This window comes from Streptomyces sp. NPDC002742, from assembly GCF_042888885.1.
GTDB lineage: Bacteria > Actinomycetota > Actinomycetes > Streptomycetales > Streptomycetaceae > Streptomyces.
Genome location: NZ_JBIAQF010000008.1, coordinates 344,973 through 369,685 on the forward strand (window position 1 = coordinate 344,973; position 24,713 = coordinate 369,685).

General features: G+C 69.3%; 22 protein-coding genes, 1 pseudogene and 1 riboswitch. Of the genes and pseudogenes, 7 read left to right on the forward strand and 16 right to left on the reverse strand.

All coding sequences use genetic code 11. The features are described from left to right. Nucleotides 1-183: 183 nt before the first annotated feature. The 3 genes from ACFYW8_RS17280 to ACFYW8_RS17290 all read right to left on the reverse strand — a co-directional run bounded on the left by ACFYW8_RS17280 (nucleotide 184) and on the right by ACFYW8_RS17290 (nucleotide 3,274). Complete coding sequence (locus ACFYW8_RS17280) at nucleotides 184-1,218, reverse strand: NlpC/P60 family protein (RefSeq protein ID WP_389075161.1); 1,035 nt, start codon at nucleotides 1,216-1,218, stop codon at nucleotides 184-186. Nucleotides 1,219-1,649: 431 nt separating this feature from the next. Continuing rightward, complete coding sequence (locus ACFYW8_RS17285) at nucleotides 1,650-2,999, reverse strand: NYN domain-containing protein (protein ID WP_365879982.1); 1,350 nt, start codon at nucleotides 2,997-2,999, stop codon at nucleotides 1,650-1,652. Between the two features lie 35 nt (nucleotides 3,000-3,034). Continuing rightward, a complete protein-coding gene (locus ACFYW8_RS17290) occupies nucleotides 3,035-3,274 on the reverse strand; it encodes a hypothetical protein (protein ID WP_351539939.1) in 240 nt (79 codons plus the stop codon). A gap of 153 nt (nucleotides 3,275-3,427) precedes the next feature. Between ACFYW8_RS17290 and ACFYW8_RS17295 the strand changes: the two genes are divergently transcribed. Both ACFYW8_RS17295 and ACFYW8_RS17300 read left to right on the forward strand, forming a co-directional pair. Continuing rightward, nucleotides 3,428-4,183 (forward strand): rhomboid family intramembrane serine protease, encoded by a 756-nt coding sequence (locus ACFYW8_RS17295; protein ID WP_389075026.1) that lies wholly within the window; start codon nucleotides 3,428-3,430, stop codon nucleotides 4,181-4,183. Nucleotides 4,184-4,225: 42 nt separating this feature from the next. Beyond that, complete coding sequence (locus ACFYW8_RS17300) at nucleotides 4,226-4,507, forward strand: Lrp/AsnC ligand binding domain-containing protein (protein WP_326788250.1); 282 nt, start codon at nucleotides 4,226-4,228, stop codon at nucleotides 4,505-4,507. Nucleotides 4,508-4,558: 51 nt separating this feature from the next. Here the strand turns inward: ACFYW8_RS17300 and ACFYW8_RS17305 are convergent, their stop codons facing one another. The 6 genes from ACFYW8_RS17305 to ACFYW8_RS17330 all read right to left on the reverse strand — a co-directional run bounded on the left by ACFYW8_RS17305 (nucleotide 4,559) and on the right by ACFYW8_RS17330 (nucleotide 11,797). After that, the gene (locus ACFYW8_RS17305; protein ID WP_389075032.1) at nucleotides 4,559-5,920 is read right to left on the reverse strand and encodes an aminotransferase class V-fold PLP-dependent enzyme; all 1,362 of its coding nucleotides are present in this window, start codon (nucleotides 5,918-5,920) and stop codon (nucleotides 4,559-4,561) included. A gap of 188 nt (nucleotides 5,921-6,108) precedes the next feature. Beyond that, nucleotides 6,109-6,225, reverse strand: a riboswitch (SAM riboswitch). 130 nt (nucleotides 6,226-6,355) lie between these two features. Next, nucleotides 6,356-7,420: an anthranilate phosphoribosyltransferase gene (gene trpD / locus ACFYW8_RS17310; RefSeq protein ID WP_365879976.1), complete on the reverse strand. Its 1,065-nt coding sequence runs from the start codon at nucleotides 7,418-7,420 to the stop codon at nucleotides 6,356-6,358. Nucleotides 7,421-7,591: 171 nt separating this feature from the next. Beyond that, a complete protein-coding gene (locus tag ACFYW8_RS17315) occupies nucleotides 7,592-9,232 on the reverse strand; it encodes a cytochrome bc complex cytochrome b subunit (protein ID WP_389075039.1) in 1,641 nt (546 codons plus the stop codon). Then, nucleotides 9,229-10,305, reverse strand: coding sequence for a Rieske 2Fe-2S domain-containing protein (locus ACFYW8_RS17320; RefSeq protein ID WP_389075043.1), 1,077 nt, complete (start codon nucleotides 10,303-10,305; stop codon nucleotides 9,229-9,231). The genes ACFYW8_RS17315 and ACFYW8_RS17320 overlap by 4 nt, the downstream gene beginning before the upstream one ends. Further along, nucleotides 10,302-11,111 carry a c-type cytochrome gene (locus tag ACFYW8_RS17325; RefSeq protein WP_389075047.1) on the reverse strand — a complete coding sequence of 270 codons (810 nt, stop codon included), beginning with the start codon at nucleotides 11,109-11,111 and terminating at the stop codon, nucleotides 10,302-10,304. The genes ACFYW8_RS17320 and ACFYW8_RS17325 overlap by 4 nt, the downstream gene beginning before the upstream one ends. A 65-nt stretch (nucleotides 11,112-11,176) precedes the next feature. Further along, entirely contained in the window at nucleotides 11,177-11,797 is a 621-nt protein-coding gene (locus tag ACFYW8_RS17330; protein WP_365879968.1) for a heme-copper oxidase subunit III, read from the reverse strand. Nucleotides 11,798-11,999: 202 nt separating this feature from the next. Here ACFYW8_RS17330 and ACFYW8_RS17335 point away from each other — a divergent pair, with 202 nt between their 5' ends. After that, complete coding sequence (locus tag ACFYW8_RS17335) at nucleotides 12,000-12,401, forward strand: hypothetical protein (RefSeq protein ID WP_365879966.1); 402 nt, start codon at nucleotides 12,000-12,002, stop codon at nucleotides 12,399-12,401. A 29-nt stretch (nucleotides 12,402-12,430) separates the two neighbouring features. Here the strand turns inward: ACFYW8_RS17335 and ACFYW8_RS17340 are convergent, their stop codons facing one another. The 4 genes from ACFYW8_RS17340 to coxB form a co-directional block, all read right to left on the reverse strand. After that, on the reverse strand, nucleotides 12,431-13,702 hold the full coding sequence (locus ACFYW8_RS17340; RefSeq protein WP_389075056.1) for an Ig-like domain-containing protein: 1,272 nt from the start codon (nucleotides 13,700-13,702) through the stop codon (nucleotides 12,431-12,433). 130 nt (nucleotides 13,703-13,832) lie between these two features. Further along, nucleotides 13,833-14,231 carry a cytochrome c oxidase subunit 4 gene (locus ACFYW8_RS17345; protein ID WP_365879962.1) on the reverse strand — a complete coding sequence of 133 codons (399 nt, stop codon included), beginning with the start codon at nucleotides 14,229-14,231 and terminating at the stop codon, nucleotides 13,833-13,835. After that, nucleotides 14,228-15,964 carry a cytochrome c oxidase subunit I gene (gene ctaD, locus ACFYW8_RS17350; RefSeq protein ID WP_365879960.1) on the reverse strand — a complete coding sequence of 579 codons (1,737 nt, stop codon included), beginning with the start codon at nucleotides 15,962-15,964 and terminating at the stop codon, nucleotides 14,228-14,230. The genes ACFYW8_RS17345 and ctaD overlap by 4 nt, the downstream gene beginning before the upstream one ends. Next, a complete protein-coding gene (coxB, locus tag ACFYW8_RS17355; protein WP_389075067.1) occupies nucleotides 15,961-16,959 on the reverse strand; it encodes a cytochrome c oxidase subunit II in 999 nt (332 codons plus the stop codon). Before coxB ends, ctaD begins: the two co-directional genes overlap by 4 nt. A 268-nt stretch (nucleotides 16,960-17,227) precedes the next feature. On the opposite strand from coxB, the gene ACFYW8_RS17360 reads away from it, so the two are divergent. Then, entirely contained in the window at nucleotides 17,228-18,610 is a 1,383-nt protein-coding gene (locus tag ACFYW8_RS17360; protein WP_389075072.1) for a cysteine desulfurase/sulfurtransferase TusA family protein, read from the forward strand. Nucleotides 18,611-18,739: 129 nt separating this feature from the next. On the opposite strand, the gene ACFYW8_RS17365 is transcribed toward ACFYW8_RS17360, so the two are convergent. Continuing rightward, nucleotides 18,740-19,714 (reverse strand): carbohydrate kinase family protein, encoded by a 975-nt coding sequence (locus ACFYW8_RS17365; RefSeq protein ID WP_365879956.1) that lies wholly within the window; start codon nucleotides 19,712-19,714, stop codon nucleotides 18,740-18,742. Between the two features lie 134 nt (nucleotides 19,715-19,848). Here ACFYW8_RS17365 and ACFYW8_RS17370 point away from each other — a divergent pair, with 134 nt between their 5' ends. Then, a complete protein-coding gene (locus tag ACFYW8_RS17370; RefSeq protein WP_328555959.1) occupies nucleotides 19,849-20,070 on the forward strand; it encodes a hypothetical protein in 222 nt (73 codons plus the stop codon). Nucleotides 20,071-20,278: 208 nt separating this feature from the next. Beyond that, nucleotides 20,279-22,489: a hypothetical protein gene (locus ACFYW8_RS17375; protein WP_389075081.1), complete on the forward strand. Its 2,211-nt coding sequence runs from the start codon at nucleotides 20,279-20,281 to the stop codon at nucleotides 22,487-22,489. A gap of 182 nt (nucleotides 22,490-22,671) precedes the next feature. Here ACFYW8_RS17375 and ACFYW8_RS17380 read toward each other — a convergent pair whose 3' ends face one another. Next, nucleotides 22,672-23,028, reverse strand: coding sequence for an iron-sulfur cluster assembly accessory protein (locus ACFYW8_RS17380; protein WP_261706957.1), 357 nt, complete (start codon nucleotides 23,026-23,028; stop codon nucleotides 22,672-22,674). A 339-nt stretch (nucleotides 23,029-23,367) separates the two neighbouring features. Here ACFYW8_RS17380 and nadA point away from each other — a divergent pair, with 339 nt between their 5' ends. Then, nucleotides 23,368-24,552, forward strand: coding sequence for a quinolinate synthase NadA (gene nadA, locus ACFYW8_RS17385; protein ID WP_389075089.1), 1,185 nt, complete (start codon nucleotides 23,368-23,370; stop codon nucleotides 24,550-24,552). Nucleotides 24,553-24,626: 74 nt separating this feature from the next. Here nadA and ACFYW8_RS17390 read toward each other — a convergent pair. Further along, nucleotides 24,627-24,713: pseudogene (locus tag ACFYW8_RS17390) on the reverse strand (chitinase); the annotation flags it as partial.

The following is a 24,713-nucleotide window of genomic DNA, read 5'->3' on the forward strand; positions in this document are numbered from 1 at the left end:
CAGTAGCCGCGCGACTACGCACCGGCCAAAGGCCCCGGCGGGCACACAAAGTGACGCCCCGCCGGAGACGCAGGTCACCGACGGGGCGTGAGGTCAGGGGGAGTTGTCGCAATTCGCCCGTTTGGGCGGCGCGACACGAGGTCCCTGGGGGCGGCGGACGTCAGTACCGACCGCCCGTCCGGATCAGATCCGGACGCCGAACTGGAAGGGCATGTTGGCGATCGACTCGTAGCGGACGACCGCGCCGGTGTGCGGGGCGTGCAGGACCTGGCCGTTGCCCGCGTAGAGGCCGACGTGGTGCTGGTCGCCGTAGAAGATGACCAGGTCGCCGACCTGCAGGGCGCTCTGCGAGTAGATGCGGGTGCCCGCGTTGGCCTGGGCCTCCGAGGTGCGCGGTATGGTCACGCCGGCCTGGGCGTACGCCCAGGAGGTGAGGCCCGAGCAGTCGAAGGAGCTGGGGCCGGAGGCGCCGTAGACGTACGGTGAGTTGATCACGCTCTGGGCCGCGGCGAACGCGGCGCCGGCGCGGCCAGAGGCGGCCGGGGTGTTGCCGAGGTCGACGCGCTCGCTGGCGCGGGTCGCCCTGTCCTGCTCCTGGGACGCCAGCGCCGCCTTCTCCTGCGCGGTCAGCGAGTTCAGGAGCTTCTGGGCGGTGCCCAGCTTGCTCTGGACTTCCTTCTTCTTCTTGGCGAGCTCGGTCCGGGTGTCGGCGAGGTCCTTGAGCTTCGCGGACGCCTCGGCGCGCTGCTGCGCGAGCGAACGCTGCTTCTCCTGGACCTTCTTGAGCGACCCGACCTGCTGGGCGCTCAGCTGGTCCATGGCCGAGGCCTTGTCCAGGAAGTCGTTCGGGTCCGAGGAGAGGAAGAGCGCCACGGAGGGGTCGATGCCGCCGGTGCGGTACTGGGCGCTCGCCATCGAACCGAGGCCGTCGCGCAGGTCGTTGAGCTCCTGCTGGCCGCGGGCGACGTTGTCCTGGAGAGTGCCGATCTGCTTCTGCAGCTTCTGCTGCTTCTCCTTGGCGCCGTCAAGCTTCTCGGTGGCCTGCTCGGCCTCCTGGTAGAGCTTGTCGACCTTGGTCTTGACCTCGTCCTTGTTGGGCTTCTCGGACGGCGCGGCATTGGCGGCGTTGGCGCTGAGGACAACGGCGGCAGCGGCGGCTGTGGTGAGCACGGTCACACGGGTGCGGCTCGGCTGCTTGGGTCGACGGTGGGACGCCACGAAGGCGAGCTCCTTCTTCCTCCAGCCGCCTGCCGAGAACGCCGACGGGCGGTGCCCCTCCACCGTCACTCCTCATGAGTGATCACCCTAGTTGGAGGTTCGAGGCATGACCCTAGTGACCTACTTGTGATCAGTTCAAATCCAAACCTGAAAATTCTTTGTCACCGAGCGCATTCTTTGCAATCAACTCACCTGCAGTGATGTCCGCTTGACACTACGTCGCGTGAAGGTCCGACTAATTCGGGCATCAGGCCCAGAGGTTACGCATGGTACGTAGGTGGCTCATGCGACTTAGGCCGCGGAACGCCGCCGACGCGAAACCCTAGGTCGGCAGCGGGAAATGACACTCCTCAAGATGCACCAAAGATGAACGAAAAGGGCACTAGGGGGCGCCAATTGACACAAGGGCGAAAGGGGATGAAAGGGATCGCTCAGCCGCGCGAGAAGCGCTTGAGGAGCACCACGGACGCCACCGGCCGGGCACCCGCCTTGGCGATCCCGTCGGCCACCTCACGGTCGGTGGAGACGACGATGACCGGCCGGCCGGGCGGTTCGGCCCGCACGAGCTGACGGATCAGCTCGTCCGCCGTGACACCGGGCTTGGAGAACAGCACCCGCACCCCGCGCGGCGGCGCGAGCAGGACCGGAGCGGCCAGCTCGGCCCCGTCGAAGACACAGGTGACCTCGGCGCCGGTCTGCGCGGCCAGCTGCGAGAGCTGCCCGAGCAGCCTCAGCCGCTGCTTCTCCAGCGGCATCTGGGGATAGCCGGTCTTGGTGACGTTGTAGCCGTCGACGACCAGATGCGCCTGGGGCAGCGCGAGCAACTGGTCCAGGATCGCGGGGTCGTTCTCGGACAGCGCGCGGGCGGCGATGTCCTTCGGCGTCATCCGTCCCGGTTCGACCGCCTCCACGGTCTCCGCGGGCCGGACCGAGACGGGGGGCAGCGCCAGTTCCCGGCGCAGGCCCTGGGCCGCGTCCAGCACGGTGTCGAGCAGCAGCCGCACGCGCATGTCCTCGACGCTGCGCCCCTCGCGGGCCGCCTTGCGGGTGGCCTCCAGGGCGGCCTCGGCCTCCGAGAGGCGTGCCTTGAGCCGCCGGGTCTCGCTCTCGGCGGCGGACACCTGGGTCTGGCTCTCCGCCTTCGCCACGTCCGTCTCGGTCTGGAGCTTGCGCAGGGCCGCCTCACCGCGCTTGACGTCACTGAGGGCACTGCGCAGCTTGCGGTGAAGCGATTCCGCTTCCTTCCGGGCCGACTCCAGTTCCGTGCGCAGCCGCTCGGTCTCGCTCCGCGTCTGCCCGCGGGCCTCCGCCAGTTCCGTGCGCAGCCGCTCCAGCTCGGCGCGGCTCTCCTCGTCGGCGCGCTCGGCGTCCGCCCGCAGAGCCTCCTCGCCCGCGGCGGTCACCAGCTTCACCCAGCCCGCGGGGCGCAGCACGTAGGCCGCGGCCGCCACGTCCAGCGGATCCGCGGCCGGCGGCGGCGCGCCCGAGTCGAGAGCTCCGACGATCTCCGGCTGGGCCTCTCTGAGCTTCTCGGCGATGCGCTGCCGGAAGAGCGGGTCCGTCTCCAGCGCCGCGGCCATGGCGTTGCCCGCGAACTTGGCCCGCCGGCTCGGCGTGAACCGGGCGTACTGCCTCAGCTGGGCGGGCAGTTCGGCCATGGTCAGCCCGCCGAAGCCGTCCGAGACGATCTGCACGACGCGCCGGCGCACGCCGTCGGGCAGCGGACGGTCGAGCACCTCGGCGGTGCCGTCGTCCGGCTCCCCGCCTGTGGTCTCCACCATCCGTTCACCCCAATATCCGTGCGGGGCCCGCTCCCTCAGGAGCCGGCGCCCGGCCTGTCCACGAGTTCGACCTGATCCACCGCGTTGCACCAGCGGCACCGCACCGACTCGATGGTCTCATTCACCACCTCGCGCTCCTCGACCTTCGGCTCACCGGCCAGGTCGAGGTGTACGTACTCGACGACCTTCGAGGAGCGGGTGACGTCGAAACGCGTGAGGTTGCCGCAGAGGGCGCAGCGCCAGCGGGTCTTGGCGTCGGGCAGGGGAACTGTCATAGGGCGGTCGCTTTCCTTCTAGTGTCCGTCCGGCGCCGGTCTCCCGGTGCATGTGGCTCGTAACCCTACGGCCTGGCGGGTACTCGACGCTCGGCTGTCCACGGCGGCGAGGCGGTCTGCGTGCATCGGTGCGGTTACGTCATGCTCTGCACCATGATCGGCAATTGGAGTACGGCGGTCGGCAGGGCGCTGCGGGGTCGGCCGGCGCCGGTGACGTACGGGCTGATCGTCCTGTGCTGTCTGATCTTCGTGATCGGTCCCGCCTCGGGCCTCGATCCCGCGTACGGCACCGGGGACGAACTGCTGCTCGCCCAGCGGGCGTACTTCCGCCGCTGGGGCGTGGTCCCGGCCGAGTTGTTCGGCGGGGCCCCGCGTGGGGTGCTCACCCCCGCCACCGCCCTGTTCATCCACGGCAGCTGGCTCCATCTCCTGGGCAACATGCTCTTCTTCTACGTCTTCGGGCTGATGACCGAGGAACGCATGGGCCACCTGGAGTTCGCCCTCTTCTATCTGGGCTGCGGATATCTGGCCCTGCTCGGTTACGCCGCCGCCAACGCCGGTTCGCAGCAGTCCCTGGTCGGGGCCTCCGGGGCGATCTCCGCGGTGCTCGGGGCGTTTCTGTACCTGTTCCCCAAGGCCCGGGTGACCAGTCTCTTCCCGTTCCTGTTCTTCCTGCCGCTGCGGTTCCCGGCCTGGGTGGTGCTGCCGTTCTGGTTCGCCCTGCAGTGGCTGGCGGCGGGCCGCAGCACCTCGGGACCGGGAGTCGCCTATCTGGCCCACCTCGTGGGCTTCTCCCTGGGCTTCGTCTACGCGTGGGCGCGGTTCCGCCGTCGCGGGACCGCGACGCCCGCTCCGGGGGTGCTGCGGGGGCCTCAGGTGGATCAGCCGGGCCAGGTGGACCGCGAGTAGGGTGAGATCCCCAGCAGCGGCCCCCTAGGGAGAGAACCAGCCGTGATCACCGCGATCGTCCTCATCAAGACCAGCGTGGACCGGATCCCAGAGATCGCCGAGTCGATCGCGTCGCTGGAGAGCGTCAGCGAGGTCTTCTCCGTCACCGGCACCTACGACCTGATCGCGATGGTCCGGGTCAAGGCCCACGACGACCTCGCGGACGTCATTCCGGGCAAGATCAGCAAGATCCCGGGCGTCGAGGCGACGGACACGCACGTGGCGTTCCGTACGTACTCCCAGCACGACCTGGAGGCGGCGTTCGCGATCGGTCTCGACTCCTGACCGACGCGACACCGCCTCCGGACACCTCCTCCGGGCGGACGGCTCGGGGCGTCAGACCGCCGGGACGCAGCGGCCGCCCTCGGTGCGGTACTGCCAGCGAGCGCCGTCCCTGACGAGCTCGCGCACCGCGCGGACGAACCGCTCGACGTGCTCGTCGGGGGTACCGGCCCCGAAGCTGACGCGGATGGCGTTGAGGGACTTCTCGCCGGGGGCCGCCTCGGGGGCGCCGCACTCCCCCTGGCTCTCCGGGGCGCTGCCGAGCAGCGTGCGGACCAGCGGGTGGGCGCAGAAGAGGCCGTCACGGACACCGATGCCGTACTCGGCGGAGAGCGCCGCCGCGAAGTGCGAGCTGTTCCAGCCCTCGACGACGAAGGAGATGACGCCGACCCGCGGGGCGTCGTCACCGAAGAGCGAGAGGACCCGGACCTCGGGGACCTCGGCGAGGCCCGCGCGGACGGTACGGATCAGGTGCTGCTCCCGGGCGACGAGCTGGTCGAAGCCCTCCTCGGTGAGCGCCTTGCAGGCCGACGCGATCGAGTAGGCGCCGATGACGTTCGGCGAGCCGGCCTCGTGCCGGGCGGCGCTGTCGTGCCACTCCACGTCCACGCCGCCGTCCGCGCGCCGGGTGACCTTGCGGCTGGCGCCGCCGCCCGCGAGGTAGGGCTCGGCGGCGAGCAGCCAGTCGGAGCGGCCCGCGAGGACTCCGGAGCCGAAGGGCGCGTACAGCTTGTGCCCGGAGAAGGCGACCCAGTCGACGTCGAGGTCCTTCACCGACACCGGGTGGTGCGGGGCGAGTTGCGCGGCGTCGAGGACGATGCGGGCTCCGTGGGCGTGCGCGGCGGCGGCCAGCTCGCGCACCGGCCACAGCTCCCCGGTGACGTTCGAGGCGCCGGTGACACAGACCAGGGCAGGTCCGTACGGGTCACGGTCGGCGAGGGCGCGCTCCAGCGTCTCGACGGCCTCGTCCGGGGTGCGCGGGGCGTTCAGGTAGGTCACCCGGGCGTCGCGCCAGGGGAGCAGCGAGGCGTGGTGCTCGGTCTCGAAGACGAAGACCTGGCAGTCGGCCGGGAGCGCGGCGGCGAGCAGGTTGAGCGAGTCGGTGGTGGAACGGGTGAAGACCACCTGGTCGCCGGCGCGGCAGTCGAGGAACTCCTCGACGGTCCTGCGGGCGTTCTCGAAGAGGTCGGTGGACAGCTGCGAGAGGTAGCCGGCGCCCCGGTGGACGCTGCCGTAGTACGGCGCGTACGCGGCCACGTCGTCCCACACCCGCTGGAGGGCGGGCGCGCTGGCGGCGTAGTCGAGGGCCGCGTAGGTCACCTCGCCGCCGGTGACGAGCGGGACGGTGACATCCCGGCCCAGAACGGCCAGGGGGGCACAAACGGACTGGTCGGCGGCAACGGTGGAGACAGACATGGCGAGCTCCTGTGAGAGGCAGGCGGGATCACCGCGCGAGGCGGCCGCCCGCAGGCAGCGCTCAACGCAGGGAAAGGTGAAAAGGGTGTGCGGGGGCGGGGCTCTACGCCCTATCGCATTCGCTTGCTCACAGAAGGCTCCCTCGAACGACCAGGACCCCTGGTTGCGTCCGCCCGGAGGGCGGGAGGGGTCCGCGCTTGCCGTAGGCCTCGCTGCCTACGACCTGGTCTTCACCCGGGGCACCCCGCCACGGACGGAGGGTTGCCGGACAGCCGGCCGGGGCCTGATGGCTGTCACTCATGACCTGGTACAGCATCTTGCCAGAGGATCTTCCACGCGCAAGGCGCAGTCCGGATCCTGGACTGCGCCTCGCTCCGTGTCTCTGGCGGATCAGGCGGATCCGGCGGATCAGGCGGATCAGGCGGATCAGGCGGATCAGGCGTTGCTGGCGGCCACCCAGCGCTCCAGGGTGCGCTTCGCGGCGCCGGAGTCGATCGCCTCGGCCGCCTTCTCCATTCCGTCGCGGAGCTGGTCCGCGAGCGGCGCGCCGGTCGGCGACAGGGCCACCAGGGCCGCCGCCGAGTTCAGCAGGACCGCGTCCCGTACGGGGCCCTTCTCGCCGTCCAGGACGCGCCGGGCGACCTCCGCGTTGTACGAGGCGTCGGCGCCGCGCAGGGCCTCCACCGGGACGATGCCGAGCCCGACGTCGCGCGGGTCGAAGCGCTCCTCGGTGACCGAGCCGTCGCGGACCACCCAGACGTGGGAACCCGCGGTGGTGGTCAGTTCGTCGAGGCCGTCGTCGCCGCGGAAGACCAGCGAGGAGTTGCCGCGCTCGGCGAAAACGCCCGCCACGATCGGCGCCATCCGGGGATCGGCGACACCGACCGCCTGGGCCTTCACCCGTGCCGGGTTCGTCAGCGGGCCGAGCACGTTGAAGGTCGTCCGGATGCCCAACTGGCCGCGCGCCGCCGCCACATGACGCAGCGCCGGGTGGAACTTGACCGCGAAGCAGAAGGTGATCCCGGCTTCCTCCGCGACCTCGGCGACCCGCTTCACCGTCAGCTGGAGATTGACGCCGAGCTTCTCCAGGACGTCGGACGAACCGGACGCGGAGGACGCGGCCCGGTTGCCGTGCTTGACGACCTTGGCGCCGGTGCCGGCCACCACGATCGAGGACATCGTGGAGATGTTCACCGTCTTCGCGCCGTCGCCGCCCGTGCCGACGATGTCGACGGTGTGTCCGGGCACCTCGATCACATTGGCGTGCTCGTACATCGCCCGGACGAGTCCGGTGATCTCCTGGACGGTCTCGCCCTTGGCCCGCAGGGCCACCACGAACCCGGCGATCTGCGCGTCGGTCGCCTCGCCGCGCATGATGCGGTCCATCGCCCAGGCCGTGTCGTCCGCGCTCTGGTCGCGGCCTTCGAGCAGTCCGTTCAGTACCGCGGGCCAGGAACGGCCCGCCGCGGTGTCGCCTCCAGCGGGGTTCACAGCGCTCATGGTCGCTCCTGGGTTCGTGGGTCACGCGGTCGCGGGTGACACGGGTCGTGGGGTGACGCGGGGTGGATCGCCCCGCACCACCGGGTGAGTCCACCCTATCCAGCCCCGAGGACGGCAAAGAGCCCCGTCCATGTCATGGACGGGGCTCCAGCCGTGGCGAACAGCAGGGGATCAGTGGTGGCCGTGGCCGCTCGTGATCTCCTTGTACTCCTCGACGGTGGGCTTGGGGATCTGGCCTTCGTCCCCGTAGAAGCCCTCGCTCATCCTGGCGCGCAGCTTCTGCGCGCCCGAGACCTTGCGCTCGACACCGTTCTCGTCGACCGTCGGGCCGATCTCGGCCGGCTTGTACTGCTCGTGCGCGGTGAGCGTGTGCAGCGCGTCCTGGCTGAGCGGCTCGTGGACCTCGATGAACTCACCGTGCGGCAGGCGCTTGATGATGCCCGACTCGCGGCCGTGCAGCACCTTGTCCCGGTCCCGGCGCTGGAGGCCGAGGCAGATCCGCTTGGTGGCCATGAAGGTGAGCACCGGCACGACGAAGAAGGCGATCCGCACGAACCAGGTGATCGAGTTGATCGCCAGGTGGAAGTGCGTGGCCCAGATGTCGTTGCCGCCGCCGACGAGCAGCACGAAGTACCAGCTGATCCAGGCGGCACCGAACGCGGTCCGGGTCGGGACGTTGCGCGGGCGGTCCAGGATGTGGTGCTCGCGCTTGTCGCCGGTGACCCAGGACTCGATGAACGGGTAGACCGCGATCGCGACCAGGACCAGCGGGAAGATCACCAGCGGGATGAACACGCCCAGGACGAGCGTGTGACCCCAGAGGTTGATCTCCCAGCCCGGCATGACACGGATCAGGCCTTCGGAGAAGCCCATGTACCAGTCGGGCTGGGCGCCCGTGGACACCATGTCCGGACGGTACGGACCCATCGACCAGATCGGGTTGATCGAGGCGATCGCCGCGACGGCCGCGATGACACCGAAGACCAGGAAGAAGAAGCCTCCGGCCTTGGCCATGTAGACCGGCAGCAGCGGCATGCCCACGACGTTGTTGTTCGTCTTGCCGGGGCCCGCGAACTGCGTGTGCTTGTGGTAGAAGACCAGGATCAGGTGGCCCACCACGAGGCCGAGCATGATGCCCGGCAGCAGCAGCACGTGCACCGAGTAGAAGCGGGCCACGAAGTCGCCGCCCGGGAACTCGCCGCCGAACAGGAAGAACGACAGGTACGTGCCCACGATCGGCACGGACAGGACCGCGCCCTCCATGAAGCGGACACCGGTGCCGGAGAGCAGGTCGTCCGGGAGCGAGTAACCGGTGAAGCCGGTGAACATGCCGAGGACGAACAGCAGGAATCCGAAGACCCAGTTGACCTCACGCGGCTTGCGGAACGCACCCGTGAAGAACACGCGCATCATGTGCACGAACATGCCGGCGAGGAAGATCAGCGCCGCCCAGTGGTGGATCTGCCGGATCAGCAGACCACCGCGCACATCGAAGGAGATGTGCATGGTCGAGTTGAACGCCTCGGACATCAGCTGGCCCTGCAGCGGGATGTAGCTGCCGTGGTACTCCACCTCGTTCATCGACGGGTGGAAGAACAGCGTCAGGTACACACCCGTGAGGATGATGATGATGAAGCTGTAGAGGCAGATCTCACCCAGCATGAACGACCAGTGGTCGGGGAAGATCTTGCGCATGTTGGACTTGGCCAGGGAGTAGATCCCCAGACGGCCGTCGGCCCAGTCTGCGACCCGCTCACCGGCGGGCGCCTTCTCGCGCGAGGAGCGCGAGTCGGAGGTCGTGGTAGTGCTCATCCGCGCTCCCAGAATGCAGGACCGACGGGCACCTCGAAGTCGCTGAGCGCCTCGAGGTAACCCTCAGCGTTCACACCGATGCGCAGCTGCGGCAGGGCGTGACCGGCCGGGCCGAAGATGACTCGGGCACCGTCGGAGAGGTCGAAGGTGGACTGGTGGCACGGGCACAGCGCGTGGTGCGTCTGCTGCTCGTACAGGGAGATCGGGCAGCCGACGTGGGTGCAGATCTTCGAGTAGGCCACGATGCCGTCGTAGGACCACTCGAGTTCCTGCTTGTCCTTGATGTTGTCCGGCTGGAGCCGGATGACCATCAGGGCCGCCTTGGCGATCTCCTTCTGGAAGTCCTCGTCGTCCGTCTCCAGGCCATCGGGCTTGGCGAAGGTGAGCGAGCCGACGGCCACGTCCGAGGGACGCAGCGGCTCGTTCGTGTTCATGTTGACGAGGAGCTTGCCCTTGGACCACAGCGTGTGGCGCAGCTTCGTGCCGGGCAGCGGGCCGAGGTCGCGCAGCAGCATGACGCCGGAGAGCGGGAACAGGGCCAGCGCGCCGAACATCGTGTTGCGGATCAGCTTGCGGCGGCCGAGCGCGGACTCCTTGGCACCGGCCTTGAAGTCGGCCATGACCTTGGCCTTGACCTCGGGCTCCGCCTCGATCGCGTGACGCTCGTCGGCGATCTCCACGTCGGACATCAGGGTGCGGGCCCAGTGGACCGCGCCCGCGCCGATCGCGAAGAGCGCCACACCGAGCGACATGCCCAGCGCGAAGTTCATCGCGCTGATGTGCCCGAGCGGGAAGACGAAGATCGACTTGTCGTTCGGGATCGCCACGTACGAGGCGATGAAGCCGACGGTGGCCACCATCGACAGCACGAAGAGCATGGCGACAAGTCGCTCGGACCGCTTGGCGGCCCGCTCGTCGATGTCCTGGATGCGGTGCTCGTGGGGCGGCAGCCCCGGGTCCGCGAACGGGTTCTGCTCGTCCGCGACGGCTACCGCGCCATGACCGTGCTCGGCGTGGTCTTCGGAGGCCCGCTCCGCGGGCACGTTCTCTTCTGGAATGTCTTGGCTACTCATGACTTCTTGGCCTTTGCGGTCCGAGCGGCGACCCAGACGGCGACGGCGACCAGGGTTCCGAGACCGAAGACCCAGCCGAACAGGCCCTCGCTGACCGGCCCGAGGCCGCCCAGCTCAAGACCGCCCGGGCTCTCGGTGTCGTCACCGTTGACCGCGTCGAGGTACGCGATGATGTCCTGCTTGTTCTTCTCCGTCAGCGTGGTGTCGGGGAAGGACGGCATGTTCTGCGGGCCCGTCTGCATGGCCTCGTAGATGTGCTTCGGGTCGACACCCTCCAGGCTCGGCGCGTACTTGCCGTGCGTCAGCGCGCCGCCCTTGCCGGTGAAGTTGTGGCACTGGGCGCAGTTGGTGCGGAAGAGTTCACCGCCATTGGCGATGTCCGCGCCCTCGGGGCTGACCTGGCTCTTGGTCGGAACCGTGGGGCCGGCGCCGAGCGTGGCGATGTAGGCCGCCATCTGGTCGATCTGGGCCTGCGTGTAGATCACCTTCTTGCGCGGGATCTGAGCGCCCGGCTGCTGGGCCGGCATACGGCCGGTGCCGACCTGGAAGTCGACCGCCGCGGCGCCCACACCCACCAGACTCGGCCCGTCGGAGCTGCCCTGACCGCCGGTTCCGTGGCAGCTTGCGCAGCCCACGGAGTACAGCTTCTTGCCCTCGGTGATACCGAGGGACTGGGCGGTTTCATCGGCCTGCGCCTTGCTCGCGGGTGCGAACGCGGCGTACAGCCCCCCGGTGGCCGCCAGCGCGAGGAGTAGGACGACGACCGCCGCCAGCGGATGGCGTCGTCGTGCGGAGAGCTTTTTCACGGATTACCCCGGTGTCAGGATCTTCTGCGTCGGTGCTTCTGGATGTTTCGGGCGGTGGGCCCGAATTACTTGATCAGGTAGATCGTGGCGAAAAGGCCGATCCAGACGACATCGACGAAGTGCCAGTAGTAGGACACGACGATGGCGGCGGTTGCCTGCTCGTGAGTGAACCTCCGAGCCGCGTAGGTGCGACCGAGGACCAGCAGGAAGGCGATGAGGCCGCCCGTCACATGCAGTCCGTGGAAGCCGGTGGTCAGGTAGAACACCGAGCCGTACGGGTCGGAGGAGAGCGAGAGCCCGTCCTTCTTGACCAGTTCGGTGTACTCGAAGACCTGACCGCCGATGAAGATCGCACCCATGACGAAGGTGACGATGAACCACATCCGGAGCTTCTTCACGTCCCCGCGCTCGGCGGCGAACACGCCGAGCTGACAGGTCAGGGAGGAGAGCACCAGGATCGTGGTGTTCGTCGCCGAGAACGGAAGGTTGAGATGGCTCGCCATCTCCTTCCAGTGATCCGGCCCGGTCACCGATCGCAGGGTGAAGTACATCGCGAAGAGGGCCGCGAAGAACATCAGCTCGGAACTCAGCCAGATGATGGTTCCGACGCTGGTGAGGTTCGGCCGATTGACCGACGGGTGCGCGTGCCCGGTTTCTACTGTCGTTGCTGTCGCCACGACCGACATTATGTCGGTCGCTTATCCCGCCCTCACCCCGGGGGGTGCCGTTCGGGGTGTTGACGGGGTGTGTCCAGCCCGTATGGCCCATCGAAGCCCTGTCCGAACCGGTGTTGACGAGGTGTTCAAGGGAGTAGCATCCGCGCATCGGGCCGGGGACGATCAGCCCGATCGCTTGCTGTCCGTACGACGCTGACGTCTCGGAGGAAGAATGCAGCCGACCGCCACGGTGCTGGTCTACAGCGACGACTCCAACACCCGCGCACAGGTGCGGCTCGCCACCGGGCGCAGGCCCGCACCGGACGTGCCCCTCGTCGAGTTCATCGAGTGCGCGACGCCGGCCGCCGTCATCAAGGAGCTCGACAAGGGCGGCATCGACGTCTGCGTGCTGGACGGCGAGGCGGTGCCGATGGGCGGCATGGGGGTGTGCCGGCAGATCAAGGACGAGATCTTCAACTGCCCGCCCGCGCTGGTGCTCATCGGGCGCCCGCAGGACGCCTGGCTGGCCACCTGGAGCCGCGCCGACGCCGCGGTGACCCTGCCGGTCGACCCGGTGGAGTTCGCCGCCTCACTGGCCGCCCTGCTGCGTCGCAGGAACCTTCTGAGCGCCTGAGGGGCCCGCGCCCCTCGCGGGGCGCGGCCTCACACGCTCTCGGGGCGCAGCCTGGCGCGCTGGGCCGGGCTCGGGGCGTCCGGGGAGCCGCCCACCAGGGCGCTGCCCGCGCGCCAGTTCTTCCAGCCGAGGTTCCAGTCGCCGAAGCCGTTGCCGAACGCGTCCATCGTCTTGCCGTCGGAGTTGACGACTTTGACTATGTCGCCCTCGTTGAACGTGTTGAAGAACCACTCGGCGTTCTCGGTGCTCATGCCGGTGCAGCCGTGGCTGACGTTGGCGTACCCCTGGGAGCCGGTCGACCAGGGCGCGGCGTGGACGTACTCGCCGCTCCAGGTGACCCGCGTGGCGTAGTACACGGGCAGGTCGTAGGAGTCCGAACTGCCCTCCGCGATACCGATGCTGGTCCCGCGCATCTGTACGAAGTACTCCTTGCCGAGCACGACCTTGACACCGTTGCGCGTGTCGAAGCCGGGCTTGCCGGTGGTGACGGGGATCTCCTTGATGTCCTGGCCGTTGCGGTAGACCGTCATGGAGTGGGTGGCTGCGTCGGTCAGGGCGATCAGACGGTCGCCCGTGGTGATCTTCACAGGCTTGGCGTCGCCGCCCCAGAGACGCTCGGCGATCCTGACGCCGGCGAGGTTGCTGTGCGCCGTGACGGTGGCGTGGACGGGCCAGTAGTCCTTGGGGCGGTAGTGCAGCGTCTTGTCGTCCACCCAGTGCCAGGCGCCGTCCACCGCCGGGGTGGAGTCGACCCTGAGGGCGCGTTCGACGACGGTGCGGGCCGCCTTGTCCTTGACGGGGGCGCTGAGTTCGGCCGTGATGGGCTGGCCGACACCGTACTTGCCCGTCTTGGGGCCGAATTCGACGTTCAGCAGCTTCTTGGTCCTGGGCGTGCTGGTGTCGAAGCCGATGACCTTGCGGCCGGGGGCGCCGTCCTCGTCCTCGGTGCTCACGCGCACCGTGTAGTGGGCGCCTGCGGCCAGCGGCGAGGTGCTGCGCCAGTGACTGCCGTCGGCGGCCAGTTCGCCCGCCACATAGCGTCCTGACGCGTCCGTGGCCGTCACGTCGGTGATGCGCCCGGCGTCACTCTCGGAGGTGATTTCCAGGGGCTTGTCGGGGTCGATCCTGGTCGACTTCTTGCTGTCTCCGGAGAGGCCCTTGAACGAGATCTGTCCCGCCGCGTCGTACGGCTTCGCCGAGAGCGGGTGGCCGTCGGAGCCGCAGGCGGTGGCGCCCGCTCCGAGGGCGACCACCAGCGCGGTGCAGCTGACGACCGTGCGGATTCGCGGTGAGTGGTTCATGAGCTCACGTTATGAACGCTCGTCAAGCACGGCGCGCCGAGTGAGCCGAGTGAGGGACGGAAGTCGCGGCAAACGAGGGAGCCCGGACTCTCCTGACGGAGTGTCCGGGCTCCCGGGCGTTCAGCGCGTGCTACTGGGTGCGGTTCTCACCGTGGTAGTACTCGAAGACCCAGCCCCACAGGCCGAGCACGATGAGCGGGGCCGAGAAGTAGAGCAGCCACCAGCCGAAGACGACCGCCGTGAAGGCGAGCGCGCCACCGACGCCGAGCGACAGCGGCTGCCAGCTGTGCGGGCTGAAGAAACCCACCTCGCCGGCCTCGTCCGCGACGTCGGCCTCCTTGTTGTCCTGCGCGAGCTGGTCGACCCGCCGGGCCGTGAAGGCCAGGTAGTAGCCGATCATCATGCTGAGGCCGAAGCCCATGAAGAGGGCCGTGGTACCGGCCGGCTCCTTGGACCACACGCCGTAGACGATCCCCATGATGAGGATGAACACGGCCAGCCAGAGGAACATCTTGCCCTGGACCTTCACTTGCCGGCCTCCTTGCCACCAGCGAGGGACGCCGAACCGTGACCGGCGTTCTCGAGCTGGTCGAGAGCGGCGATCTCCGGGTGGTGCAGGTCGAACGCCGGGGATTCACTGCGGATCCGCGGCAGGGTGAGGAAGTTGTGCCGCGGCGGCGGGCAGGAGGTCGCCCACTCCAGCGAACGGCCGTAGCCCCACGGGTCGTCGACCTCGACCTTCTTGCCGTACTTGGCCGTCTTCCACACGTTGTAGAGGAACGGCAGGATCGACAGGCCGAGCAGGAACGAGCTGATCGTCGAGATCGTGTTCAGCGCCGTGAAGCCGTCCTGCGCGAGGTAGTCCGCGTAACGACGGGGCATGCCCTCGGCACCGAGCCAGTGCTGCACCAGGAACGTGCCGTGGAAGCCCACGAACAGCGTCCAGAAGGTGATCTTGCCGAGACGCTCGTCGAGCATCTTGCCGGTCATCTTCGGCCACCAGAAGTGGAAGCCGGAGAACATCGCGAACACCACGGTGCCGAAGACGACGTAGTGGAAGTGCGCCACCACGAAGTAGGAGTCGGACACGTGGAAGTCCATCGGCGGCGAGGCCAGGATGACGCCGGTCAGACCACCGAAGGTGAAGGTGATGAGGAAGCCGACGGCCCAGAGCATCGGTGTCTCGAAGGACAGCGAGCCCTTCCACATCGTTCCGATCCAGTTGAAGAACTTCACGCCGGTCGGTACGGCGATGAGGAACGTCATGAAGGAGAAGAACGGGAGCAGTACGCCACCGGTGACGTACATGTGGTGCGCCCACACGGTCACGGAGAGACCGGCGATCGCGATGGTCGCGCCGATCAGGCCCATGTAACCGAACATCGGCTTGCGCGAGAACACCGGGATGACTTCGGAGATGATGCCGAAGAACGGCAGGGCGATGATGTACACCTCTGGATGGCCGAAGAACCAGAAGAGGTGTTGCCAGAGCAAGGCTCCGCCGTTTGCCGCGTCGAAGACATGTGCCCCGAATTTTCGATCCGCCTCCAGCGCGAACAGCGCCGCCGCGAGGACGGGGAAGGCCAGCAGCACCAGAACCGCGGTGAGCAGCACGTTCCACACGAAGATCGGCATACGGAACATCGTCATGCCGGGAGCCCGCATGCAGATGATCGTGGTGATGAAGTTGACCGCGCCGAGGATGGTGCCGAAGCCGGAGAAGGCCAGACCCATGATCCACATGTCGGCGCCGATGCCCGGCGAGCGGACCGCGTCCGACAGCGGGCTGTAGGCGAACCAGCCGAAGTCGGCCGCACCCTGCGGGGTGAGGAAGCCGCCGACCGCGAGCGTCGAGCCGAAGAGGTACAGCCAGTAGGCGAACATGTTCAGCCGCGGGAACGCCACGTCGGGCGCGCCGATCTGCAGCGGCATGATCCAGTTCGTGAAACCGGCGAACAGCGGCGTCGCGAACATCAGCAGCATGATCGTGCCGTGCATCGTGAACGCCTGGTTGAACTGCTCGTTCGTCAGGATCTGCAGTCCGGGACGCGCCAGTTCCGCACGCATCAGCAGCGCCATGACGCCGCCGATGAGGAAGAACGCGAACGACGTCACGAGATACAGCGTGCCGATCGTCTTGTGGTCAGTGGTGGTGAGCCACTTGATCACGACGCTGCCGGGCTGCTTGCGCCGTACCGGCAGCTCGTTCTCGTACGAGTCTTCGGCCGCCGCGGCACCCTGGGGTTCGTTGAGGATGCTCACAGGTTGTTCGTCTCCCGGTTCTTCTCGTGGCCCGTCTGCTCAATGCCGGCCGGGACGTAACCGGTCTGTCCCTTGGCCGCGAGCTGCTTGAGGTGGGCCTCGTAGCGCTCGGGGGAGACGACCTTCACGTTGAAGAGCATCCGGGAGTGGTCGACGCCGCACAGCTCGGCGCACTTGCCCAGGAAGGTGCCCTGACGGTTCGGGGTCACCTGGAAGGAGTTGGTGTGCCCCGGGATGACGTCCTGCTTCATGAGGAACGGCACCACCCAGAAGGAGTGGATGACGTCACGCGAAGTGAGGACGAACCGGACCGTCTTGCCCTCGGGGAGCCAGAGGGTCGGACCGGGGTTGCCCGTCTGCGGGTTCCGCGTGGCGGGCGTGCCGACGTCGTAGACACCGCCGGCGTTCGCCGGGAAGTCCTTCTTGAACCGGTCCGGAATGGCGGCCAGGTTCGGGTCCGTCTTGGCGTTCCCGGAAGAACCGGGGACGTCCGCGACGTAGTTGAAGCCCCAGCTCCACTGGAAGCCGACCACGTTGACCGTGACGTCGGGCTTCGGGCTGAGACTGAGGAGCTTCGTCTCGTCTCGGGCGGTGAAGTAGAACAGCACCGAGACGATGATGAGCGGGACCACTGTGTACAGCGCCTCGATGGGCATGTTGTACCGGGTCTGCGGAGGAACTTCGACCTTGGTCCGGCTGCGCCGGTGGAAGATGACGCTCCACAGGATCAGGCCCCAGACCAGCACGCCCGTAGCGAGCGCGGCCGCCCACGAGCCCTGCCAGAGGGAGAGGATCCGCGGAGCCTGCTCCGTGACCGGGGTGGGCATACCAAGGCGGGGGAAGTCTTCCCAGTTGTACGAGCAACCAGTGGCTGTCGCCAGGACCAGGCCCGCAGTCATTGCCTGCAGCAGCTTCCGCCGCATCGGGCGCCGCGGCGTGGGGGTACCGCCCGCGCCCCCCAGGGCGTGGGGGAGGTCGGAGCCGTTGGGACTCACGTAGCGCCTTCCCGAGAGTCTCGCCCGCGCTGTTGGCTGCGGCCTTCTCGCTGGTCGGTCGCCGCCCTGCGTCGGGCAGGGGTTTGGATGTTTATGCGGACCAAACCCTACTGGACGCTATTTGGGGTCGCGCGGGGAGGGTGCCCAACGCGCCGCCCGACTCCCCGAAGGAGTGCTGTTTCGCCCGCAAGGCCATGTCAGGACACCTGGAATGCCCCAGTCCGCTGGCTTCTGACGCCCCCTTGGGAGCACGGGCTAGCGTGGTGACGTGTCCTACTTCGACGCCGCGTCCGCGGCTCCGCTGCATCCCGTCGCCCGACAGGCCCTGCAGGCCTCGCTCGACGAGGGGTGGGCCGATCCCGCCCGTCTCTACCGTGAGGGCCGACGGGCCCGGCTGCTCCTCGACGCGGCGCGCGAGGCCGCGGCCGACGCGGTGGGCTGCCGCCCCGACGAACTGGCCTTCACCGCCTCCGGCACCCACGCGGTGCACGCCGGGATCGAGGGCGCCCTGGCGGGCCGACGGCGCGTCGGATCCCACCTGATCGTGTCAGCCGTCGAACACTCGTCGGTACTCCATTCGGCGGACGCCCACGAGGCGTCGGGCGGTGCGGTGACCCGGGTTCGGGTCGACCGCGCGGGCAGGGTCTCCCCCTCCTCCTGCGCCGCGGCCCTGCGCCCCGACACCGCGCTGGCCTGTCTCCAGTCCGCCAACCACGAGGTGGGCACGGAGCAACCCGTGGCCGAGGTGGCACAGATGTGCCGGGAGGCGGGAGTGCCCCTGCTGGTGGACGCGGCGCAGTCGCTGGGCTGGGGGCGGGTGGAGGGCGACTGGTCCCTGCTGACGGCGAGTGCCCACAAATGGGGCGGCCCTTCGGGCGTCGGACTGCTCGTCGTGCGCAAGGGGGTACGGTTCGCGCCCCAAGGGCCCGCGGACGAGCGGGAGTCGGGGCGGGCGGCGGGGTTCGAGAACATCCCGGCGATCGTGGCCGCGGCGGCTTCGCTGCGCGCCGTCCGCGCGGAGGCGGCCGTGGAGGCGGTACGGCTGCGAGAACTGACGGAACGGATCCGCGCGCGGGTGCCCGCGCTGGTGCCGGACGTCGAGGTGGTCGGCGACGCGGTCCGCCGGCTCCCGGGGATCGTCACCTTCTCCTGTCTCTATGTCGACGGAGAGACCCTGCTCCACGAACTGGACCGCGCGGGCTTCTCGGTGTCCTCGGGCTCGTCCTGCACGAGCAGCACCCTCACCCCCAGCCATGTCCTGAAGGCCATGGGCGTCCTGAGCGAGGGCAATGTGCGGGTGTCCCTGCCGCCCGGCACCCCGCAGGAGGACGTCGAGCGCTTCCTGTCGGTCCTCCCGGGCGTGGTCTCGGGGGTCCGCGAGAAGCTGGGAGCGCCGACGGCGGTGACCAAGGTCCCCGCCTCGGTCGACGCGCTGGTGGTCGACGCGCTGGGCAGGCGCTGCCCGATCCCCGTCATCGAGCTCGCCAAGGTCATCGGGGACGTGCCGGTCGGCGGCACGGTCCGGGTCCTGTCCGACGACGAGGCGGCCCGCCTCGACATCCCCGCGTGGTGCGAGATGCGGGGCCAGGAGTACGTCGGGGAGGAACCGTCGGACCACGGCTCGGCGTATGTCGTCCGCCGGCTGTCCTAGGACGGGTCCTGGGCTCCGGCCCGGTGTCGCGGTCCGGGCCCGGACATCCAGCAGGGCGGATCGGGCTCCCGCCTCCGCCCCGGCGGCCGGGCCCGCCCCCGTCCGGCGGAGGCGGGCCCGGACCCTTGCCTAGGAGAGGTGCACCCGGACCTCGGTGGCGGCCTCGTGGCCGTACGCCTTGGTGAAGCGGTCCATGAAGTGGGCGCGGCTGAGCTGGTACTCCTGGGTGCCGACCGTCTCGATGACCAGGGTGGCGAGCATGCAGCCGACCTGGGCGGCGCGCTCCAGGGAGACGCCCCAGGCGAGACCGGAGAGGAAGCCCGCGCGGAACGCGTCGCCGACGCCCGTCGGGTCCGCCTTGAGCTCCTCCTCGGGGCAGCCGACCTCGATCGGGTCGTCGCCGGCGCGCTCGATGCGGACACCGCGCGAGCCGAGGGTGGTCACCCGGTGGCCGACCTTGGAGAGGATCTCCTCGTCGGTCCAGCCCGTCTTGGACTCGATGAGCCCCTTCTCGTACTCGTTCGAGAAGAGGAACGTCGCGCCGTCCAGCAGGACCCGGATCTCGTCGCCGTTCATACGCGCGATCTGCTGCGAGAAGTCGGCGGCGAACGGGATCGCCCGCGTGCGGCACTCCTCGGTGTGGCGGAGCATCCCCTCGGGGTCGTCCGCGCCGATCAGGACGAGGTCGAGACCGCCGACCCGGTCCGCGACGGCCTTGAGCTCGATGAGACGGGCCTCGCTCATCGCGCCCGTGTAGAAGGAGCCGATCTGGTTGTGGTCGGCGTCCGTCGTGCACACGAAGCGCGCGGTGTGCAGCACCTCGGAGATGCGCACGGAGGCGGTGTCGACGCCGTGCCTGTCCAGCCAGGCGCGGTACTCGTCGAAGTCGGAGCCCGCCGCCCCGACCAGGATCGGACGGGTACCGAGCTGGCCCATGCCGAACGCGATGTTCGCACCGACCCCGCCCCGGCGGACATCGAGGTTGTCGACCAGGAAGGAGAGGGAGACCGTGTGCAGCTGATCGGCGACCAGCTGGTCGGCGAAACGGCCGGGGAAGGTCATGAGGTGGTCGGTGGCGATGGAGCCGGTGACTGCGATACGCACGGCTAGGACACGCTCCTGCGAGGGGAGGGGGATTGACACTTAACGCTACCGGGTCGGCACACGACCCCTGAAGGGCCAAAACTACCCGATAGTAGATCTTTCTTCGTGACGGCAACGGTGCATACGGTTCCGGTATGACGAACCTCAAGGTCCATGACACCGCTCCGCTCGGCCCGGTCAGTGACCTGGAAGGCGATCTGGCGTCGCTGCGCGGCGACTGCGCCCGGATGGCCGGCCACTGGTCGGCTCCCGCACCGGTCCCTCCCCTCCACGTCTCCCTCTCCCTCATCCACGGGGTGACCGTTCCGCCCACCTCGGCACGGCTGCTCGACGCGATGTCCGACTACGGCGACTGACCGGCGGCGGCCCGAGCGGTGCCGCCGTACGGGTGAGAGCCCGGCGGCGCCGAACGGGTGAAGACGGAGCGCGCCGGCAGGGAACCGTGCGCTCCCCCGCTGCGTCCCACCGCTGTCCCCCGTAAAGGGGATGCGCCGTACGACCCTGGAGAGCCTGTCATCGGCAGGGCCGGGTCATGGACAGCAGTGGAGCCGAAGGAGCGATGCGGTGAGCACCGAGCGACCCGACAACGACGCGACCGATCCCGTCGAGGGTCCTGCCAGCGGTCCCGTCGAGGACACCGTCACGGGTCCCGCCGGAGACGCCGTCACGGGTCCCGCCGGGGCTGCGGCCGACGGATCTGTCGGCGGCCCCGCCGAGGGAACCACGGACGGGACCACCGCGGCTTCCGCCGGGGCGCCCGGCGAGCATTTCCCCGAGGGGACGGTCGAAGGCCCCGGCGAGGGGACGGTCCAGGGTTCCGGCGAAGGTCCTGCCGAGGGGACGGTCGAAGGTGCTGCCGAGGGCGGCGCCGAAGGCCGCGCCGCGGGTCCGGGCGAAGGCGGCGTCGAGGGTGCCGCCCAGGGTCCGGGCGAAGACGCCGACCAGGGTTCTGGCGCGGGTCCGGGCGCGGGCGCCGTCGAGCGTCATACGTCGGGCCCCGACGAAGTGTCCGGCGAGGACCCCGGCGAGGGTGACAGCGGGAGTCCCGGCGTCGGTCCCACCGAAGCGACACCCGCTAAGAGTCCACTCGAAGACGGTGCCGCCGCGAGTCTCCTCGAAGCCAGTGGCGCGGGCCTCGCCGAGGGCAGTGCCGCCGAGGGTCCCGTGGCGGGCAGCCCATCCGAGGGCTCCCCCGACAAGCACGCCGACGGCTCTCTCGGGGGTCCCCTCCAGGGGATCGTCGGAGGTCATGTCGAGGGTGCCGGGGCGGGCAGGGCGCGTCGGCGGCACACCCCGGCGGTCGTCGCCTCGGTCGTCGCCGCCGTGCTGCTCGTCGGGGGCGGCGGCGCGTACTTCGCCGCGACCGCGTCCGGCGGCGGCCGTTCCGGTACACCCGGCGCAGACGGCACTCCCCCGCGACTCGCCCTCGACGGCTACGTCGCGAACACCTCGGGCACCGGGGCCACGGGCGGTACCGCCGGCATCGCGCCCGGCGAGCCCAACCCCTACGGCGTGACCTACCGCGCGGACGGCGCCCTCCCCACGGGACCGGGCTCGGCGCACATCCGGTGGGCCGAGGGCAGGGTGACCCGGGCCGAGGTGGCCCGGCTCGCGAAGGCCCTGGACCTGGCGGGCACACCCCGGCTCGTCGGGGACGCCTGGACGGTCGGCACCGCCGGGGACGGCGCGGAGCCCAACCTGCGGGTGAACGCGGACGCCCCGGGGACCTGGACCTTCAGCTCCTACATCCTGGGGACCGACAACTGCGCCAAGGGCAAGACGTGCCGGCCCGTCGACTCCGGCTCCCTGGCCGGGACGGGGCCGGGCCCGGTGAGCGAGGCCGCGGCCGAGAAGGCGGCGGCGCCCGTGCTGAAGGCGGTGGGCCAGGGCGGCGCGAAGCTGAGCGCGAGCCAACTCATGGGCCGCGTACGGGTGGTGAACGCCGACCCGGTGGTGGGCGGACTGCCCACGTACGGTTGGACGACCGGACTCCAGGTCAACGGTGAGGGTCATGTCATCGGCGGCAGCGGCCAGTTGAAGACGCCGGTGGAGGGCGACGCGTACCCGGTCGTCCCCGCGCGGAAGACGCTGGACCTGATGAACGGGCCGGCGTCGGCGACGGGCGACCGGCGCATGGGCATCGGCGGCTGCGCCAGTCCCGTACCGCTCAAGGACCGGGACGAGATGCCGTGCGAGCACCCCTCCCCGGCACCGAAGCCGGAGTCGGCGACCGTCGAGAAGGCCACCTTCGGACTGGCGGCGCACCTCGCGAACGGGCGGCAGGCACTGGTGCCGTCCTGGCTGTTCGAGGTGCGGTCGCCGGGCGCGGACGACACGTACACCGTGACGCATCCGGCGGTCGACCCGAAGTTCCTGGCCTCCGCCTCAACAGCTTCAACGGCTTCGCCGACGCAGCCGAGCACGGCTCCGACCACGCCGCCGGACGAGCCTTCCTCGCCGGCCGCCACCCGTGACGTCGACGTCCAGGGCTACACCGCGGACGGCAGGAACCTGACGGTCGGCTTCACGGGCGGTGTGTGCGCCGACTACACGGCGTCGGCGAGCGAGAGCGCCGGCAAGGTCACCGTGACCGTGACGGAGAAGCCCTGGAAGAACAGGATCTGCATCTTGATCGCCAAGATCTACGAGAAGACGGTGCGCCTGGACGCGCCGCTCGGCGGCCGCGAGGTCGTGGGGACGGACGGCAAGGCGGTCCACCACGGCAGCGTCGAATTCCCCGAGAACTCCGGAACGACATCACCGGCCGCCCGGTAGCGGCTGCCAGGTCCCGGATACGCGAAGGCGGCGTCCCCGTCGGAGGGGGACGCCGCCTTCGTCCGTACTCGGCGTGTACGTAGACGCTCGGCCGGAGCCGTGAACCGCGGGCTCGGCTCGGTGGCAGTCGGGGCCGGCCGAACACGGGCCCGGAATGATCTCGGGCCCCCGCCGGTCCCGGACTAGCTGAAGGAGTCGCCGCAGGCGCAGGAGCCCGTCGCGTTCGGGTTGTCGATCGTGAAGCCCTGCTTCTCGATGGTGTCCACGAAGTCGATCGAGGCGCCGCCCAGGTACGGGGCGCTCATGCGGTCGGTGACGACCTTCACACCGTCGAAGTCCTTGAGGACATCGCCGTCGAGCGAGCGCTCGTCGAAGAAGAGCTGGTAGCGCAGGCCGGAGCAGCCGCCGGGCTGAACGGCGACGCGCAGTGCCAGATCCTCGCGGCCTTCCTGGTCGAGCAGGGCCTTGACCTTGGCAGCGGCGGCGTCGGACAGGATGATGCCGTCGCTCACGGTGGTGGTCTCGTCCGATACGGACATCTGCTTCTCTCCCGGGTTGTACGGAGACTGCTTGCCGACGGTTGCAACCGGCGGGGCCGCGGATTCATTCCGGGGCCGAGCTCATGTCTTCTGCCTTCTCTCTTCATGCTCGCACATACGCCCGCGCACGAACACCGACCTGTGGACAACCCCACGGACACCCGGGTGTCACCCGCCGGAGAGGCGACCGGGATTCACGTCACATGGACGCTATGGCCATCGTCAACGTGACGTGAAGCGGTTATGATAGATAGCGTCAATTCGACGAAAAGGCTTCGTTCCGCCGGGCCCGCTCCCTTACGAGCCCGGCGAGCCGCAGAAACAGAAAGGGTGCGTGTCGTGACCACCGCCCAGACCCAGGACCTCGACGTACAGCCGACGCCCCTCGCCCTGCTGCTGCTCGGCCGCCAGGCCGACCCGAAGAGCGAGCGGGGCGTGGAGTGCCCCGGCGACCTGCCCTCGCCGTCCGACCCGGACCTGGTCGAGCGCGCGCGGGCGGCCAAGGAGAAGCTCGGCGACAAGGTCTTCGTGCTCGGCCACCACTACCAGCGCGACGAGGTCATCCAGTTCGCGGACGTCACGGGTGACTCGTTCAAGCTGGCCCGCGACGCGGCGGCCCGTCCGGAGGCCGAGTACATCGTCTTCTGCGGTGTGCACTTCATGGCGGAGTCCGCCGACATCCTCACCGGCGACGCCCAGAAGGTCGTCCTGCCGGACCTCGCCGCGGGCTGCTCGATGGCCGACATGGCCACCGCCGAGCAGGTCGCCGAGTGCTGGGACGTGCTGACCGAGGCCGGCATAGCCGAGCAGGTCGTGCCCGTCTCGTACATGAACTCGTCGGCGGACATCAAGGCGTTCACCGGCAAGCACGGCGGCACGATCTGTACGTCGTCGAACGCCCAGCGGGCCCTTGAGTGGGCCTTCGAACAGGGATCGCAGGTGCTGTTCCTGCCCGACCAGCACCTCGGCCGCAACACCGCGGTCCGCGACCTGGGCATGTCCCTGGACGACTGCGTGCTCTACAACCCGCACAAGCCGAACGGCGGGCTGACCGCGGAGCAGCTGCGCGACGCGAAGATGATCCTGTGGCGCGGCCACTGCTCGGTGCACGGCCGCTTCAGCGTGGACTCGGTGAACGACGTGCGCGAGCGCATCCCCGGCGTCAACGTCCTCGTGCACCCCGAGTGCAAGCACGAGGTCGTCGCGGCGGCGGACTACGTCGGTTCCACGGAGTACATCATCAAGGCCCTGGAGGCCGCCCCGGCGGGCTCCAAGTGGGCGATCGGCACGGAGCTGAACCTCGTACAGCGCCTCGCGAACCGTTTCGCGCCCGAGGGCAAGGAGATCGTCTTCCTCGACAGGACCGTCTGCTTCTGCTCGACGATGAACCGCATCGACCTGCCGCACCTGGTGTGGACCCTGGAGTCCCTCGCCGAGGGCAACCTCGTCAACCGCATCGAGGTCGACAAGGAGACCGAGGCGTTCGCGAAGCTGGCGCTGGAGCGGATGCTGGCGCTGCCGTAGACCCGACGGCACGACACCGCGAGGGGCGCCCCTCATGACCGAGGGGCGCCCCTCGCCGTATCGCCGTCGGGCCGTCAGCAGTAGAGGTTGGCTCCCGGCGCGACGCCGAGGATCGACGTGAAGCGCTGGTAGGCGTCCACGCGGCTCTGCACCTGAGCCGG